The sequence below is a fragment of the Faucicola mancuniensis genome, assembly GCF_046523945.1.
GTDB lineage: Bacteria > Pseudomonadota > Gammaproteobacteria > Pseudomonadales > Moraxellaceae > Faucicola > Faucicola mancuniensis.
Map to the genome: position 1 here is coordinate 1,006,368 of NZ_CP171363.1, position 18,184 is coordinate 1,024,551.

At 40.4% G+C, this 18,184-nt stretch carries 14 protein-coding genes and 1 pseudogene; 7 read left to right on the forward strand and 8 right to left on the reverse strand.

The features are described from left to right. Positions 1 to 20 precede the first annotated feature (20 nt). Positions 21 to 1,580, reverse strand: coding sequence for a glutamine-hydrolyzing GMP synthase (gene guaA, locus ACGTJS_RS04945; RefSeq protein WP_410472995.1), 1,560 nt, complete (start codon positions 1,578 to 1,580; stop codon positions 21 to 23). Between the two features lie 318 nt (positions 1,581 to 1,898). Here guaA and ACGTJS_RS04950 point away from each other — a divergent pair, with 318 nt between their 5' ends. Next, positions 1,899 to 2,054: a DUF1328 domain-containing protein gene (locus ACGTJS_RS04950; protein ID WP_315043258.1), complete on the forward strand. Its 156-nt coding sequence runs from the start codon at positions 1,899 to 1,901 to the stop codon at positions 2,052 to 2,054. 151 nt (positions 2,055 to 2,205) lie between these two features. Here the strand turns inward: ACGTJS_RS04950 and ACGTJS_RS04955 are convergent, their stop codons facing one another. From ACGTJS_RS04955 to gyrB, 3 genes are all read right to left on the reverse strand, one after another. Continuing rightward, positions 2,206 to 2,775: a manganese efflux pump MntP family protein gene (locus ACGTJS_RS04955; protein WP_410472996.1), complete on the reverse strand. Its 570-nt coding sequence runs from the start codon at positions 2,773 to 2,775 to the stop codon at positions 2,206 to 2,208. Positions 2,776 to 2,867: 92 nt separating this feature from the next. Beyond that, complete coding sequence (locus ACGTJS_RS04960) at positions 2,868 to 3,128, reverse strand: DUF2061 domain-containing protein (RefSeq protein WP_315043256.1); 261 nt, start codon at positions 3,126 to 3,128, stop codon at positions 2,868 to 2,870. A gap of 173 nt (positions 3,129 to 3,301) precedes the next feature. Next, positions 3,302 to 5,761 (reverse strand): DNA topoisomerase (ATP-hydrolyzing) subunit B, encoded by a 2,460-nt coding sequence (gyrB, locus tag ACGTJS_RS04965; RefSeq protein ID WP_410472997.1) that lies wholly within the window; start codon positions 5,759 to 5,761, stop codon positions 3,302 to 3,304. Positions 5,762 to 6,285: 524 nt separating this feature from the next. Here gyrB and ACGTJS_RS04970 point away from each other — a divergent pair. Beyond that, positions 6,286 to 8,313: a BCCT family transporter gene (locus ACGTJS_RS04970; RefSeq protein ID WP_410472998.1), complete on the forward strand. Its 2,028-nt coding sequence runs from the start codon at positions 6,286 to 6,288 to the stop codon at positions 8,311 to 8,313. Positions 8,314 to 8,508: 195 nt separating this feature from the next. Here the strand turns inward: ACGTJS_RS04970 and ACGTJS_RS04975 are convergent, their stop codons facing one another. After that, complete coding sequence (locus tag ACGTJS_RS04975; RefSeq protein ID WP_315043253.1) at positions 8,509 to 10,470, reverse strand: ATP-binding cassette domain-containing protein; 1,962 nt, start codon at positions 10,468 to 10,470, stop codon at positions 8,509 to 8,511. Between the two features lie 40 nt (positions 10,471 to 10,510). Further along, positions 10,511 to 10,825 carry a hypothetical protein gene (locus ACGTJS_RS04980; RefSeq protein WP_315043252.1) on the reverse strand — a complete coding sequence of 105 codons (315 nt, stop codon included), beginning with the start codon at positions 10,823 to 10,825 and terminating at the stop codon, positions 10,511 to 10,513. 196 nt (positions 10,826 to 11,021) lie between these two features. Between ACGTJS_RS04980 and erpA the strand changes: the two genes are divergently transcribed. The 5 genes and pseudogenes from erpA to xerD all read left to right on the forward strand — a co-directional run bounded on the left by erpA (position 11,022) and on the right by xerD (position 15,540). After that, positions 11,022 to 11,354 carry an iron-sulfur cluster insertion protein ErpA gene (erpA, locus tag ACGTJS_RS04985; protein WP_315043251.1) on the forward strand — a complete coding sequence of 111 codons (333 nt, stop codon included), beginning with the start codon at positions 11,022 to 11,024 and terminating at the stop codon, positions 11,352 to 11,354. A gap of 316 nt (positions 11,355 to 11,670) precedes the next feature. After that, complete coding sequence (locus ACGTJS_RS04990; RefSeq protein ID WP_410472999.1) at positions 11,671 to 12,027, forward strand: roadblock/LC7 domain-containing protein; 357 nt, start codon at positions 11,671 to 11,673, stop codon at positions 12,025 to 12,027. Positions 12,028 to 12,234: 207 nt separating this feature from the next. Continuing rightward, positions 12,235 to 13,809: pseudogene (gene gshA / locus ACGTJS_RS04995) on the forward strand (glutamate--cysteine ligase). 17 nt (positions 13,810 to 13,826) lie between these two features. Then, positions 13,827 to 14,525 carry an HAD family hydrolase gene (locus tag ACGTJS_RS05000; RefSeq protein ID WP_410473227.1) on the forward strand — a complete coding sequence of 233 codons (699 nt, stop codon included), beginning with the start codon at positions 13,827 to 13,829 and terminating at the stop codon, positions 14,523 to 14,525. A 70-nt stretch (positions 14,526 to 14,595) separates the two neighbouring features. Beyond that, positions 14,596 to 15,540 (forward strand): site-specific tyrosine recombinase XerD, encoded by a 945-nt coding sequence (gene xerD / locus ACGTJS_RS05005; RefSeq protein ID WP_410473000.1) that lies wholly within the window; start codon positions 14,596 to 14,598, stop codon positions 15,538 to 15,540. 20 nt (positions 15,541 to 15,560) lie between these two features. Here xerD and lolB read toward each other — a convergent pair whose 3' ends face one another. Then, the gene (lolB, locus tag ACGTJS_RS05010; RefSeq protein WP_410473001.1) at positions 15,561 to 16,172 is read right to left on the reverse strand and encodes a lipoprotein insertase outer membrane protein LolB; all 612 of its coding nucleotides are present in this window, start codon (positions 16,170 to 16,172) and stop codon (positions 15,561 to 15,563) included. A 15-nt stretch (positions 16,173 to 16,187) separates the two neighbouring features. Next, entirely contained in the window at positions 16,188 to 17,909 is a 1,722-nt protein-coding gene (locus ACGTJS_RS05015) for a hypothetical protein (RefSeq protein ID WP_410473002.1), read from the reverse strand. Positions 17,910 to 18,184 lie beyond the last annotated feature (275 nt).

The window sequence follows — 18,184 nt, forward strand, 5'->3', positions numbered from 1 at the left end:
CTTATTTTAAATTGACACAATCATTCCCACTCAATCGTCGCAGGCGGTTTACTACTCACATCATACACCACACGAGATACGTCCTTGATTTCATTCATGATACGAGTTGAGATTTTATCCACCAACTCATACGGCAAATGAGCAAAACGAGCGGTCATAAAGTCCACCGTTTCCACCGCACGAAGTGCAATCACCCACGCATAACGTCTGCCATCGCCCACCACGCCAACAGATTTGACAGGTTGAAACACGGCAAAGGCTTGAGCGGTTTTATCATACCAGCCAGACGCACGAAGTTCTTGCATAAAAATATCATCGGCAAGGCGTAAAATATCGGCATACTCTTTTTTCACTTCACCCAAAATACGCACGCCTAGACCTGGTCCTGGGAACGGATGGCGATAAATCATGTGGTGCGGAATGCCAAGCGTTACACCAAGTTTACGCACTTCATCTTTAAATAAATCACGAAGTGGTTCAACAAGTTCAAACGCCAAATCATCAGGCAAACCACCAACATTATGGTGCGATTTAATCACATGAGCCTTGCCTTGTTTGCTTGCCGCCGACTCAATCACGTCAGGGTAAATCGTGCCTTGTGCCAAAAATTTAACACCGTCCAACTTGCGAGCTTCTTCTGAAAACACTTCAATAAATTCCTTACCGATGATTTTGCGTTTTGCTTCTGGGTCGGTTACACCTGCCAAGGCGGTTAAAAAGCGATTTTCCGCATCTGCACGAATGACGCGAATGCCCATGTTATCTCTAAACATTTGCATGACTTGGTCGCCTTCGTTGAGACGTAACAAGCCGTTATCCACAAATACGCAGGTCAATTGGTCGCCAATGGCTTTGTGCAAAAGTGCCGCCACCACCGAGCTGTCCACGCCACCAGACAAACCAAGCAACACTTTTTGGTCTCCAATTTGTTCTTTTAATTGGGCGATGCGTAAGTCGATGATGTTTTCAGAATTCCACAAATTGCCACAGCCACAGATGACGTGGACAAAGTTACTAATCAACTGCTCGCCTTTTGCCGTGTGCGTTACTTCTGGGTGAAATTGCACGCCATAAAATTTACGATTTTCATCGCTGGCAGACGCATACGGGCAGCTGGGCGTGCTTGATGTGGTGGTAAATCCGTCTGGCAATTTTGCTACTTTGTCGCCATGGCTCATCCACACTTGGGCTTGGTTTTTGTCGTTGGGGATTTTGCTTAACAAGCGGTCTTGGTGTAATACGTCAATCTCGGCATAGCCAAATTCATGCACCGTACCTGCTTCGACCTTGCCACCTAACTGTTCAGACATGGTCTGAAAACCATAACAAATGCCAAGCACAGGCACACCAAGTTCAAATACAATTTTAGGAGCACGAGGCGAACCTGCTTCGTGTACGCTTTCAGGACCGCCCGATAAGATGATACCTTTTGGATTAAAGGCTTTGATGTCTTCATCAGACATATCATAGGCGTACATTTCAGAATATACGCCTGCCTCACGCACGCGGCGGGCGATAAGCTGGCTGTATTGTGAGCCAAAGTCTAGGATTAAAATGCGGTCTTGGGTGATATTATTCATAGTTTGCCTTAAATGTTTTAAAAAATAAGGTTATTTTAGCATTTTTAACGCATAAATCCTATGACTAGAAATGATTATTCTACAAGTGCTACCATCAATTTTTTACAAAACTTGGGTAAAAGTATAATAACATCTACCTTTCTTATGATTTTGTACATTTTTTAACGTGAATTCATATAATTACGACAGATTTTACCAATTTGTCACCGACATGATAGGCGGTTTTTTATAATATATCATGCAAGCAATCAGATTGCACAAATAACGATAACCAATTATTTGGTTATTTTTAAATTTTAAACAAAATTAGAGAAGTTTATGTTTCGTTGGGCTATTATTTTCGCAATCATCTCATTAGTTGCCAGTTTTTTAGGCTTTGGTGGTGTCGCAGGATTATCTGCTAACTTTGCTTATATTTTCTTGGCGGTGGCTGTGATTTTGTTTATCGTTGCCTTTATCAGCCGTAAAGTGTAATTAAATTACCCCACAAAAACCCCCCGATACCGTACATAAGCCTGCCAAACCAAACACAACAATATCCAAAATGATAAGTTTTTTCAAAACCTTGCGAAGTTTTTTTTGACTTGACTAAATCCTTGATTTTACGCATAAATTTTCTTTCTTATCAAACTAAAACCATCTTTAATCCAATACCCATTAATACCAATCCGCCAAAAATTTCCGCTTTACTTTTCAAATACGTCCCCGATTTTTTACCCAAAAACACACCCACGAAACTAAAAACCCCCGTTACCACCGCAATTATTACACATGACAGATACGCATTAACAGACATTAAATTGAGCGTAAAACCCGCCGCCATCGCATCAATGCTTGTGGCAATGGCGAGCGTTGTCATGGTTTTGTGGTTAAGGGGTAATTCGGTTTGATTGGCTAAGTTTAACTTATCGGTATCGGGTTCATCATCATCGCTAAAGGCTTCGTATAGCATTTTTCCGCTAAGCCCAAGCAAAATCACACAAGCGATATAAGAGGCAAAATTGGCGATAAAACCCAAAATCGTACGTCCGCCAAGATAGCCGATTAACGGCATTAACCCTTGAAACACGCCAAAATACACGCCTGCCATGACAGCGATTTTGGCGGTGTGGTGGCGGTGCTTTGCCCCAAGTCCGATAGACACGGCAAAAGCGTCCATAGATAACGCAATGGCAAGTAAAAGAAGTTCTAACATTTTTCACCTTTTGGCTTGTGGACTTATATTTAATTAACATTTAATCCACTGGCTGACTTTTGGTGAATTTTAGCACAAATTTTGTTAAAAATTTAATGTTTTAGTAGGTTTAACGATTGTTTTTGTTCAAATTTTTTCCACGCTTTCTCATGAAAGAAAAATACAATCGTGTTAATCGTTGGCTCAAGCAAAGCAATTAAACCGCCAATCAACAAACTCCCTGTCAATATATAAGCCACGCTAAACGCCACGCCAAAATGTAATACAGCAAAAGACAAGGTTTTTATCAATGCTTGACGGTTCGTTTTGGTGATGTGGTATAAGGTGTTTTGAACGGTGGTGGTAGGGGACATGATTTTTTCTCTTTTTAATTGATAATAATTATCATTATCTTAATAAAAATTTCTAAAAAATCCAGTTGTCTTTGTTAATTTTTATGTTTTGTTTTTTAAATCATTCATAAAAAATTCATAAAAAAACCAAAATTATCAAATTTTGGTTTTTTTATAAAAATTTTTACAAAAAATCAAATATCCAAATTCGCCACCGTCAAGGCATTTTCTTCAATAAACGCACGTCTTGGCTCAACGTCATCACCCATCAAACACGAGAATAAATGGTCAGCGGCAATCGCATCTTCAATGGTAACTTTCAGCATATGGCGATTTTCTGGGTCCATCGTGGTTTCCCACAATTGGTCGGCATTCATCTCGCCCAAGCCTTTATAACGCTGAATCGCAAGCCCACGGCGAGCGTCCGCCATGATAAACTGCCACAGATACGCCATATCAGCGACAGGAAGTTTTTTCTCGCCTTTTGCGATGTAGGCGGTATCGCTTAACATATCTTTCCATTCGCTTGTCAAACGGTGCAAACGCCCATACTCGCTAGAGCCGATAAAGGTCGTATCTAGCAAGTATTGATGTGGCAACTGATGAACAAAAATCGTAATGCGTGGCAAATAATACTCAACCGTTGTTTCGCCATCTTGTTTAGTAAAGGTTTCCAATTCTACTTGCGGATTGAGTTTTTCTGATGTTTTGGTTAATTCGGTTTTAAGTGTATTTAACCAATTTTGCATGACTTCTTTATTTTCAATCTCTGCCAAACCGATTTTTGGAATAACTGATAACGCATTTAGCACGCTTTCAGGGTATTTTAATTGTAAACGAGACTTGACAATTTGCGTTTGGTTATAATCGTTTAACAATTTTTCCAACGCTTGTCCGCTAACCGCAGGGGTATCATCAGTCAAATGCAGTTGCGTATCGTCAATTGTTGATGATAATAGATAGGCTTTTAACGCTTCATCATCTTTTAAATACAGCTCTTGGCGACCCTTTTTCACTTTATACAGCGGTGGTTGAGCGATGTAAATATGCCCACGTTCAATGAGTTCTGGCGTTTGACGGAAAAAGAAAGTCAATAAAAGTGTACGAATATGCGAGCCGTCCACGTCCGCATCGGTCATGATGATGATTTTGTGGTAACGCAATTTGTCTGGATTGTACTCGTCTTTGCCAATGCCTGTGCCAAGTGCGGTAATCAGCGTGCCGACTTCTGCTGAGCTAATCATTTTGTCAAATCTTGCACGTTCCACATTCAAAATTTTACCTTTTAACGGCAAAATTGCTTGCGTTTTTCGGCTACGCCCTTGTTTTGCCGAACCACCTGCCGAGTCCCCTTCCACAAGGTACAATTCGGACAAGGCAGGGTCTTTTTCTTGGCAATCGGCTAATTTACCAGGTAAACCTGCAATATCTAGCGATGTTTTACGGCGTGTGAGTTCTCTTGCTTTTCTCGCCGCTTCCCTTGCACGGGCTGCGTCAATGATTTTCCCTGCGATAGACTTGGCAAAATTTGGGTTTTCCAATAAATATTCATTAAATTTATCACTCATTGCTGATTCGACAGCGGATTTGACTTCGCTAGACACAAGTTTGTCTTTGGTTTGGCTAGAGAATTTTGGGTCTGGTACTTTTACCGATACAATGGCGGTCAAGCCTTCACGAGCGTCATCACCTGTCACCGCCACTTTTTCTTTTTTCATCAAGTTTTCGCTTTCCATGTAGTTGTTTAAACCACGAGTCAAAGCCGAGCGAAAACCTGATAAATGTGTACCACCATCACGTTGTGGAATGTTGTTGGTAAAACACAACACTTTTTCGTTATAACTGTCCGTCCATTGCAAAGCGACTTCCACACCAATGCCGTCATCTTGCTCACTGCTAAAATGAAACACGTCATTTAGCCCTGCTTTTCCAGCGTTGATATAATTGACAAACTCGGACAAACCACCTGCGTGTTCAAATTCGTGTTTTTTGTCGCTACGTTCGTCTGTGATGACAATGCGAACGCCTGAGTTCAAAAACGACAATTCACGCAAACGTTTTGCCAAAATGTCAAAATCAAAAATCGTACCTGTAAAAATCTTATCGCTTGGGTAAAAGCGAATTTGCGTGCCTGTTTTGTCAGTTGGTTCAAGTTTTTCAATATCTGCTAAGGGTGCACCATTGCTATAAGTTTGGCGGTAATGATAGCCTTGTCGCCAAATCTCTAACACCAATTTTTCTGACAACGCATTGACCACCGACACGCCCACACCATGCAGACCGCCCGACACTTTATAACTGTTATCATCAAACTTACCGCCTGCGTGAAGCACCGTCATGATGACTTGTGCCGCTGACACGCCTTCTTCTGGGTGAATGTCCACAGGAATGCCACGTCCGTTGTCGCTGACGCTGACCGATTCATCTTCGTGGATAATCACGTTAATCTCATCGCAATGCCCTGCCAGTGCCTCGTCAATGGAGTTATCCACCACCTCAAACACCATGTGGTGCAAGCCTGTGCCATCATCAGTATCGCCAATATACATACCAGGGCGGACTTGCACCGCTTCCAAGCCTTTTAAAACACGGATACTGTCCGAGCCGTAATTGTCTTGGGCGTTGTTTTGAGTGGTGGTGGTAGTGTCAGTCATAGCGACTCCATTTTGCATTTGTGTTGTGCGTTTATCGTTAAAAAGTTATTTTTAAAATATTTTAAAACCGTTTTAAAATCAATAACTTATCAAAAATATTATCAAAAATTTTTGTCAAAAAGAACAAGCCATTATTTTAACAGATTTTGGCTAAAAAGTCATGAATTATCTCAATTTTGCCATAGATTAGCCGACCTTATTTTATAAAAAATGGCAATTTTAACAAAAATCACAAACTTTTGATTATACAATAGCAAAGAAAAATGTATAAAAAATGTGTTAAAAATTTTTAATGAAAAATCAAAACCTTACAAAAAATTACAAGCCCGTTAAAAGCTATTTTTACTATAAAAAATATTGTTAAAATTTGAATATTGTTACTATTTTTGTTAAGGTAAGATAAAATCTTTCACTTTTTTATCAATTTTTCATAGATTTTGATATTTTTTATCATTTGAGAATATTATGTTTTGTATAAAAAAATTTATCTAAACCATAATATTCCAAAATTATAGGAATAATATATGATAATCAAAACTTTTTTACAGGATAAGTCATCATTTAACCCAATCGTAACGGGCATTACCTTGTTACTTGTGGTGTTGTTGGTGATATTTACCTTGTTGTTACCTGAACAATTTCAAGCGATTTTGGATATAGCCAAAGCGGGAATTTTTAAAAATTTTAGCTGGTTTTATATCGTTATTTGCTCTATCTTTTTGTTTTTTCTGATTTTTACTGCATTAAGTGATTTTGGTAATATCAAATTGGGTGCGGACGAAGAGACGCCTGAGTTTGGTTTTTTGTCGTGGATGGCGATGCTATTTGCGGCAGGTATGGGTGTGGGTTTGATGTTTTTTGGTGTGGCTGAGCCGTTGTCGCATTTTAATTCAACAATTAGTATCGGTTCACCTGAGCAAAAAACCCAACAAGCCTTGCTACATACCGCATTTCACTGGGGGATTCATGCTTGGGCGGTGTATGGCGTGATTTCACTCGCTTTGGCGTATTTTGGTTTTCGCTATAAGTTACCGCTTGCGTTACGTTCGTGTTTTTATCCTTTGTTAAAAGATAAAATCCACGGCAAAATGGGTGATACCATTGATATTATGGCATTGGTGGCGACTTTATTTGGTATTATCACCACGCTTGGCTTTGGCTCGGCACAGCTTGGTTCTGGCTTGGTTGAGATGGGCTGGGTAAGTGAAAATAGTTTTACCTTGCAAATCGTGGTGATTGTTACGGTGATGAGTTTGGCGGTGGGTTCTGCGATATCTGGCGTGGGTAAAGGCGTGAAGATTTTGAGCGAAACCAATCTGATATTAGCCATTTGCTTGTTGTTATTTGTGTTGTTTACAGGACCAACTTTGTATTTATTGGGTGCATTTAGCGATAATATTGGTATTTATTTTAGCAATTTGGTGAATTTAAGCTTTAAAACTTATATCTATGAGCCACAAAATACCGAATGGTTTAACGGCTGGACGGTGCTGTATTGGGCGTGGTGGTGTTCTTGGGCACCGTTTGTCGGTTTGTTTATTGCACGTATTTCAAAGGGTCGTAGTATTCGTGAATTTGTGTTTGGTGTGCTGGCTATTCCCACGATTTTTTCTATTTTGTGGTTTACTGTGTTTGGTAACAGTGCGGTTTGGTTAGATACGCACGTGGCAAATGGGGCATTGTCGGCTTTGACAGGTTCGCCTGAGATTTTGTTATTTCGCTTTTTGGATTATTTGCCGTTGTCTACTGTTACCAGTTTTGCTGCCTTGTTAAGCATTGCGTTGTTTTTTATCACATCTGCGGACTCAGGCATTTATGTGTTAAACAATATCGCTTCTCGTGATAAAAGCTTGGCTTCACCTGCATGGCAAACCATCATGTGGGGCGTGCTGATGTCGGTGGTGGCGATTACGTTGTTAGCGTCTGGCGGTATTGGCACGTTACAAACAGTTACCTTGATTACTGCTTTGCCGTTTGCGTTATTGATGTTTATTATGTGTGTGAGTTTATTTTTGGCGTTAAATGCCGATAAAAAATATTTTAGCAGTAGCTTTACTGAAAGTTCGGCAACGTGGACAGGTGAAAAATGGCGTGAGCGTCTCAATGCCATGTTAAACCAAAAAGATGAACAAGCCACATTAGCCTTTTTGAAAACCACCGCCTTGCCTGCGATGAGTGAGTTGCGTCAAGAATTGGTGAATAAATACGGCTTAAATGTGGATGTGGATACGTTGTTTGACGAAGAAGAACCTGCGATTGAGTTTATCATTCACCAAAATAGCGTGCGTGATTTTAAATATGGTATTCGTTCGGTTCGCCGTGAATATATTGAATCGTTGGTGCAAGATGAGCATTTGCCACATATTCAGAGCAATGAAAGTTATCAGCCTTTGACTTACTTTTTTGATGGGCGGACGGGCTATGAAGTGCATTATATGACGCACAATGAGCTGATTAGCGATATTTTGAAGCATTATGAGCGTTATTTGTCGTTGATGGGCGATGTCGGTCAGCAGATTATGGCACATGATGAAACGCATTTGGCAGAGTGATTTTTATTATTTTATGTCAAAAAAGCAAGAATTTTGGTTCTTGCTTTTTTTTGTTATCATCAAATAAACAATCGTTAATTTGGCTGACAGGTGATACAGGCGATAATTGTCAAAATGTAAATTTAAAGTGGTTAAAAGTAATTTTTTCATAAAATTTCCTTAATCAAAAGTTAAATAATTGATAAAATGATAACATTATTCAAACCCACTTTCCATTTCTTCAAGTGCCATCATATTTTCCATCAAACGCTCTTCAATCTCACCGATCTGGTTTTTTAAAGTCATTTGCTCATCAAGCAATTTTAACAACTCCACTTTTTTGCTATCGTCATACAGTGAAGTATCGGCTAATTGCTCTTCAATTGTTGCCAATTTTTCGCCCAATTTCTCAAGCTGTTTTTCATCACCTTCAATTTTTTTACGAAGTGGGGCGGTCAGATTTCGCAATTCGGCATTTTTTTTGCGTTGTTCTTCTTTGCTTAACGTTGGTTTTTCATTTTGGCTTTTTTCTTGATTTTGGTTAAATGTTCCACGTGGAACATTTTGATTGTTTTCTTTTTCAATATTTTGGGCGGTTTTATTTTGATTTTTGCGAGTTTCGGACAGCCACGCACTATAATAGGCGATGTCATTGTCAAAAACTTCGCATTTGCCGTCATGCACCAGATACAGCTCATCGCAGACGGTGGCTATCATCTCACGGTCGTGCGATACCAAAATCACCGCACCACTAAAATTTTGCAAGGCAAGGCTTAACGCTTGTCGCATTTCTAAATCCAAATGGTTGGTCGGCTCGTCAAGCACTAGCACATTGGGGCGTTGCCAAACGATTAACGCCAATGTCAATCTCGCACGTTCACCGCCAGAAAACAGCTTGCTCGGCGTGTCAATCCTATCACCACGAAAGTCAAAACTACCCAAAAACGCACGTAAATCAGCATCAGACGTTTTACCTGCTAAGCGTTGCAACATTAACATAGGCGTGGCTTCACCGTCTAAACTGTCCATTTGATGTTGGTTAAAATAACCCAAAACTAGACTATCAGCGACTTTGCGTGTGCCGTTTAAAGTCGGTAATTCGCCAACCAAGCCTTTTATCACGGTGGATTTGCCCGCACCATTCATACCCAATAGCCCAATTCGGCTGTCAGGGGTGATTTGCAAACGGATTTTGTTAATCAACGGCACATTGTCATAACCCACGCTGACATTATCCATGACAATCAGCGGTGAAGTCAGTTGATTTGGCTCATAAAATTGAAAAGTAAACGGATTGTCCGCCATAACAGGGGCAAGCTCGGTCATGCGTTCAAGCTGTTTGATACGGCTTTGGGCTTGCTTGGCTTTGGTCGCTTTGGCTTTAAAACGGCGGATAAAATCTTCAAGGTGAGCTTTGGTCGCTTGTTGTTTTTCAAAAGCCTGTTGTTGTTGGGCAAGACGCTCGCTACGAGTACGTACAAAAGTTGTGTAATTACCTGTGTACAACATCATCGTTTGGTTTTCAATGTGCAAAATCCTCCCAACGACATTGTCCAAAAATGCTTGGTCGTGCGAAATCATCAAAAGCGTGCCGTCATAGGCTTTGAGCCAATCTTCAAGCCACAAAATCGCATCCAAATCCAAGTGGTTAGTCGGTTCGTCAAGCAATAACAAATCGGCTCGGCTCATCAAGGTTTTGGCAAGGTTTAACCGCATTCGCCAACCGCCCGAAAAACTGCTAACAGGTTGATTTTCTTGAATAACGCTAAAGCCCAAGCCTGTCATAATTTGCGATGCTTTTGACGGAATGCTATAACCGTGAATATCATCAAAGCGTGCGTGAACGTGGGCGATTTCGCTTTCGGTTAAATTTTCGTGGTTGTTAATTTTTTCGTTTAACTCAAAATATTCTTTATCACCACTTAACACAAAATCAATGGCGGATTGGTCGCTACTTTCAATTTCTTGTGCCATGTGTCCGATTTGCCAATTGCTCGGCATGGATATTTCGCCTGTGTCCAAGCCCAATTCACCCAACAGCACCGCAAAAAAACTCGATTTTCCTGTGCCGTTGTTGCCTGTTAAGCCGATTTTAAAATTTGGGTGAATTTGTAAATTGACATTGTGAAATAAAATGCGTCCGTCTCGGCGAACGCTGGCGTTTTTTAGTTCTATCATGGATTGCTCGTTTTAAAATTGAAAAAATAAATGATAAAAGCTAGTTGCTAAAATGTTTTAATAACCACAGCACAAATAAGGTCGGCAAAATCATTAACATCAAAAGTCCTTCAGCACCGATGGCTAAATTTCGCATTTCATGGTCTGTTGTCATACGTTTTAGGGCGAAATATCCAGCTACCATAAAAATAATGCCAATCACTAATAGCCAAATGTGCATTTGGGTTTTGACAGCCATTAGATAAAGAAAAATGATAATGCAATTGATACCAATGTATAAGGGTAAAAATTTGGCAAAATAAAGCCCTGCGATAACGCTTATGATTTTTAGATATTGCCAAATAAATTTGAGCATAATGTTTTTCCTAAGCAATTGAAAAAATTGAAATTTTTCTGATTTAAAATACCATCTTGAGCAAATTTTCACAAAAAATGGTATGTTTTTAATATCTTGCAAGGTAATTTAATCATATAAATTCTTGATAGTATAAAGTATTTGCCCCATAATATAAAAAAGTTTTTAACAACATAAAAAAATAAAGGTAAAAATAATGAACAACACCATGACACTCACTGATAAAGCCGCCAACAAAGTCCGCAAACTCAGAGAACAAGAAGGCAACCCAAACTTAATGCTCCGTGTCTATGTAACAGGCGGTGGCTGTTCGGGATTTTCGTACGGCTTTAACTTTGAAGAAGAATTAGGCGATGACGATGCCAACTTTGATAATGGCGATGTTAGTCTAGTGGTGGACAGTTTGAGTTATCAATATCTGCACGGCTCAACTATAGACTATACCGAAGGGCTAGAAGGCTCACGCTTTGTTGTCACCAACCCAAACGCAACGACAACTTGTGGCTGTGGTTCTTCTTTTTCTATTTAATGGTTATTTTAAATAAACTAAATAAAAATACCGTTAAACTGCTAATTTTTACCAATCATAATGCTTATCGTAAAAAAAAATACGCTTGTCCGATTCAACTTGCATGATAAACAAATTTTCATTATAATACACACATGAAACATTAAAGGTAAACTTTAAATCAGGATACAGCAAAACACTTATTCATATAATCTGTTTTGTCTTTACAAATTTTGGTTGATTTATTTTCTAAAAATTACTATTTGAATAGTTTGTTTTTAGTCAATTATCAGCAAAAATTTTAAATTTAAAACCTAGGTTAAAATTGGAGCATACCATGGCTAAATTATCATTAGACTCACTAAATAAAATTGACGGTTTCGTAGCAGCTGCATTGGTTGACAGCGAATCAGTCCTTTCTTTGGCTGCTATCGGTACAGGTCTTGACCTTGAACTAGCTTCCGCTGGTAACACCGAAGTGGTACGTGCAAAACGTAAAACTGCTGCTGCATTGGGCTTAAAAGACGGTATTGAAGATATTCTAATTACTTTAAGCTCACAATACCACTTACTCCGCCCATTGGTTCGTAACGAAAACTTGTTCTTGTACCTAGTACTTGATCGTCAAAAATCTAACCTAGCAATGGCTCGTCACGAGTTGAAATCTTTTGAAACTGAATTAGACTTTTCTTAATTTAGTTAGTCAAAAAAGTAGCATAACGCTAGGAAAAATTGATTTAATCAGTTTTACCACACCCACAGTACCTCCTTCTGTGGGTGTTTTTTTGTGTAAAAATCACCCTGCAAACTTATTAAAACGATACTTTTTTACTAATCAACACTATTTATTTTTTGCATTTAGTGTCATAATTTGCCAATTTTATAAAAATTAGGAACAACCATGACAATTTCTGCATTTAACACCCAAAAACCAACTTGGCTTACCACAGACACATTAACAGGCATGATGCGTGGCATTGAAAAAGAAGGCTTGCGTATGCGTCCTGACGGTTTTATTGCCGACAGCTTTCACCCAACAAAACTTGGCTCAAAACTCACCCACCCATTGATTACCACCGATTATGCCGAAAGCCTGCTAGAGCTGATTACCGAGCCACAGCCTAGCCCAAAACAAGCCCTTGCCATGCTCCGAGAACTGCACATCGTGGTGCAACAGTCGCTGGAAAATGACGAGTTATTTTGACCACTCTCCATGCCGTGTATGCTGTCGGATAATGACGATGATATTAAACTTGCCGATTATGGCACGTCCAATGTTGGCAAGTTAAAAACCTTGTACCGTCATGGTTTGGGCGTGCGTTACGGTCGCCGTATGCAGACGATTGCGGGTTTGCATTATAATTTGTCGTTTGGTGATAATTTATTTGAAAGTTGGCAAAAAGCGATTGATGATAAACAATCGTTAGCCGATTTTAAAAATGAAAAATATTTGGCGCTTATTCGCAATTTTAAACGTTTAAGCAGTTTGGTGTTGTACCTATTGGGGGCAAGTCCGAGCGTGTGCAAATGCTTTTTGACAGGGCGAGCGCATCATTTGCAAGCGTTAAACAGTTCTAGCTATTATTTGCCGTATGCGACTTCATTGCGTATGGGCAAATTGGGTTACCAAAATAGCGTGCAGGACGATTTGGATATTCGTTACAACAGTTTGCCAGAGTATATCAAAGGCTTACGCCAAGCCATTCACACACCAAATGCCAGTTTTAAAGCATTAGGCGTGGACGATAAAGACGGCAATCCAATCCAAATTAACGACCACATTTTGCAAATTGAAAACGAATATTACAGCCCAATCCGCCCAAAACAAGTCGCCAAATCAGGCGAAAATCCAAGCGATGCGTTGGCAAATCGTGGTATTGCTTACATTGAATTTCGTGCGATTGACCTTGACCCATACAGCGACATTGGCATTCGCTTATCAACAGCGTGTTTTATGGAAATTTTGGCGTTGTATTGCTTAATCAACGCAAGTCCAGACTTATTGCCAGATGAAGAAGTTTTAATCAGCCAAAATCAAGAAAAAATCGTCAATGAAGGGCGAAACCGCAATTTAACCATTCAAACCAACTCAGGCGAAATGCTGTTTAGCCAATGGATTAGCCAACATTTGACAGCTATGTTACCGCTTGCCGAACTGCTTGACAGCGTGTATGGCAACAACGATTACCGCAACGCCTTAACCTTTATGTTTGGCAAAGCCCAAAACCCAGACTTTACGCTATCGGCACAAGTGTTAAAAGACACCGAGCGTTACGGTAGTACTTGGAAATTGGGCAAGGCATTGGCGGAGCAACACGCTATTTTGTTAAAAAATCAAAGTTTAGGCTGTGAAAAAGACGAATATTATCAAAAACTTGCAGAAAAATCTGTCGTTGAACAAAGTGAACTTGAACAACAAAACACGCAAAGTTTTTATGACTATATTCAACAGTATCGCAATTTTGCCAAAGTGTAGGGAATGAGATGAATAATATCAAAGCTGTATTATTTGATTTAGACGGTACGCTCATTGACACCGCCCCAGATTTTATCCGCATTATCAAGGTGATGTGTGCCAAACACAATTACCCATGCCCAACAGACGAGCAAATCCGTGAGCAAGTCTCGGCAGGGGCAAGGGCAATGGTCAAACTTATGTTTGGCGAATTGGCAAGCGTCAGCGATGATGACCCAAAACTTTTAACATATCGTCAAGAATTTTTGGACACTTATGAAGCCGATATTTGCGTGGATAGTTGTTTATTTAGCGGTTTAGATAAACTGTTGTTAAACTTAGAGAGTAACGGTATTTTGTGGGGTATTGTTACCAATAAGCCATGTTATTTGACCGAGATTTTATTGGAAAAATTAAACTTAACCGAGTGTTGTGCGGTACTTGTTTGCCCTGATGATGTCAAAAATACCAAGCCCGACCCAGAACCAATGTTTTTGGCGGTGGATAAATTAAACGAGCGATTTAATCTTGATTTAACCGCTGAAAATTGCGTGTATGTGGGCGACCATATCCGAGATATCCAAGCAGGCAAATCGGCAAATATGCGGACGATTTTGGCAGGTTACGGCTATATTCCGCCAGAAGATAAAGGCAATTTGTACGGCTGGGGGGCGGATGTGGTGATACATTCGGTTGATGAGTTGGTGGATTATATTGCGGATTGGACAGGCGTATGATAACTTTTTTGACAGGCGATATTTTTGCTGTCAATTTGAATTTTTAACCAATTTAACCAAAAAACTTAAAATGTCCCAAACTAAAGCCAATCAACCACGCACCGCCAACGCCCTATATATCGCCGATGAGCCGATATATATCAGCCAGTTTCGCCAAGATTTGCTCGCTCGTGGGCTATCCACCCAAACTCGCAATGCCTATATCAAAGACTTGATTCTCTGCGAAAAAACCAACCCAAAAGCTATCACCCAATGGCAAGCCAATGATGTGTTGCATTGCCTTACCACCCTACACCAAGACGGCAAATCCGCTCGCAGTCAAGCTCGTGCCTTGTCCGCTTTAAAACAGTTTTATCTGTGGCAAATCAACAGCAACCAACGCACCGAAAACCCTTGCGAACATATCAAAACCCCAAAAATCGGTCAAAGCCTACCCAAAGATTTATCCGAACAGGACGTGGACGCACTACTCGCCAGTCCAGACACCGCCACGCCTTTGGGTGTGCGTGATAAAGCCATGCTTGAAGTGCTGTATGCGTGCGGTTTGCGAGTGTCGGAGTTGGTGCATTTGTCGTTAGGTGAAGTGAATTTGAACGCAGGTTGGCTACAGATTATGGGAAAAGGCGACAAAATTCGGCTTGTGCCATTGGGCGAAGTGGCGATTGATGTGCTAAATGACTACTTAAAACACGCTCGTCCGCTATTATTGTTAATGAAAAACGGCAAACAAAGCCAATGCCAAGCGGTCTTTTTGACAAAACAAGGCGGTTATATGACACGCCAAAATTTTTGGTACACCATCAAACATTATGCCAAACAAGCAGGCATTGACAAAGCCATCTCACCGCACACGCTTCGCCACGCCTTTGCCACCCATTTGCTTAATCATGGGGCGGATTTACGCAGTGTGCAGATGTTGCTTGGACATAGCAACCTATCCACCACCCAAATTTATACCCATGTGGCGACCGCTCGGTTGCAACAACTGCACCAAGACCATCACCCAAGGGCTTGATTTTAATGCCAATTTCAAATTTATTGCAAATGATTAATGGTTAAAACCACTTTATAACCATCAGGGTGAGCAATGTTAATGCGTTGCGGTAACGTACCATCTTTATAAGTAAAAGTCGCCGTCCAGTCACCATTTACCGCCGTTGTCAAACGGTTGTTATCATCTTTGGCAATTTGGCTATCGCTTGGAGCGGTGTCGCCCATTATCCAATACGGCAACTGCGAAATAGGGGCTTGCCAACCTGTCGCTTTCAACAACAATTCTTCAGGATTGTCCGCCGTCATCTCGCCTTTGGCACTGGTGAGTGTGGCGGTTTGGCCGTTGTAGTTGATATTGGTCTGTCCTGCGTTTAACGCCCCAGACAGCTCAATGCCAAAATTATTGCCCTTTTGCGACCACACATAAAACGCACTGCCCGTTTGCTGTGGCGTGGTAAGTCCGATTTTGCCATTGATGTTAAAATCTTTTGGCAAGGTGGCAACCGTTGCGACAGTAGCTTCGGCTTGTTTTGGTTGGGTTAATACCGTTGTGGTGGTGGTTTGGCTTGTGGTTTTGGTGGATTGACAAGCGGTTAATACCAAAACGCTTGTGCTAATGACAGCGATATTTTTAAAAAATTTTACAGATAACATTTAATAATCCTTAACTTAAGACGTTGGATAATTTAATTCAGTTTTTAAAATTTGGCTAATTCTACTTTGCTCTTGAGTATTGCCAAGATTTTTATACGCTTGTTCCAACAAAAGTCCGCTAATCACATCAGGCAAAATATCAAAATTATCCGACAACAACATCACCACCCGCCCATTATCACCCAAATGCAAGGATTGTTGAGCCAAGATTTGGCGAGCCTTTAGCCCCACTTGGGTATCATTGATAAAGGGCATGAGCAAGTTTTCCACTTCGTCCGCATTTTGTTTTTGATTTACCAAAGTTTGGGCGTATTCTAGTTGATATTCAATATTATTGGGGGCTACACGGCGTAATTGGGTCAATAATGCCAAGCGTTTTTGTTGAAATTCAGGCGAATTGTCAGGCAAAATCAACACTTTGGCAAACAAAATATCAGTATTATCAGGCAGTTGTTTTTGGGCGGTATCCAGCAGGGCAATGGCTTTATCACGCTGATTGTTTTTGTTTAAAATGGTCGCTTCCATGATGTAGCTTTGCGGTACAAACTCGTCAAATTGCTCACGCAATCGTTGCACGCTCACAATCGCATCGGCAAACCGCTCTTGACTGGTTAAAAGGTTCACTTGATTTTGGCGAGCGGTCATCACAAGGTCAGGTTGCATCACCTTGCCATAATACTCAATCGCTTCGTTAAAATGTTGCTGACGTTCGGCACTAATCGCTAAATAATAATAGGCTTGGTCTTTATAATTGGGGTTTTTGGTTAAAGCAAGCAACAACATATCCGCTTCGTGATGACGCTGATTGTCCACGCCGACCAGCCCTGCTAACAACTTAATCTCATCATCTGCCAAAAATTGTTCGTTATTTTTGGCATTTAACACTTGCCAAACTTGGTCGGTTTTGCCTTGATTAATCAGATAACGGGTTTGGTATAAAAACAGATTTTTGTTATCAGGCAAGGTTTTGCGAGCCTTTTCAATAAAAGCCAACACATTTTTTGGCTCGTCAATACTTTGCAAAATGTCTGCTTTTAAGGTCAAAAATGCCGAATTTTTGGGCTGTTTTTTTAACGCCTTGTCAATTTCTTTTAACGCCTGTTTGCCTTGCTCAAACTGCAACAACAAACCTGCCTTCATCACCAACAAAGACATGTTGTCTTTGGTGTCCATATTTTGCAAAATGTTTAACAACTCGGCTTGGTCGTTGCTGTTGGTCGGATAAATGCCCACTAAAATCTGGCTCAAATCGGCATCAGGGTCATATTGCAAAATTTGGCTCAACTTTTCGCCTGCCACATGATAATCGTGGGCTTTTAACGCCAAATGCGTTACATAAAACAACGCAGGCATATGCTCTGGGTTATTTTGTTGCCAATAATTGGCAAAAATAAGCGATTGTTCTGGTGTTTCATGTTGCAGAGATAGGCTTAAAGCACGCTCAAACACAGGGGCTGTGTGGTCTTTTTCGGCTTCTTTTTTGTACAAATTTAACGCCGTTGGTATATCTTGCCTATCTGCCGAAAATTCTGCCATCATCACCACCATCAAACTGGGCTGACGCTCGGCAGTGCTTATATTGACAGCGTTGTCAAAGGTAGTAGAAGCCGATTTTAAAGGAATGGCGTGGCTGGCAAGTGGATAAAATGCCAATGCACACAGCCCCGACCGACCGACCACGCACCAGCGTGATATCGTAGCAAAAGGCAAATAGTCGGTCAAAAAGCGGGTTGGCATGACATTTCAACAATTTAAAAACTAAAAAATTGTAACAGAATTTTTCTTTGTATAAATAACCGTCTATTATAACGAGGTTTTTGGCTAAAAAATATATTTAAACTGTTAATTTTTTATTGCCAAAGGCTTGAAATCATTTAAAACGGTGGCATAACTAGCCTTTCATCGCCAAAAAATGCTATAATACACCTTTTTTATGGCAATTTTTGACACACATTCAAGTCGTTATCACTTTGACAATCTTTGATAACATCGCACGTTTTCTCATTGGGCTT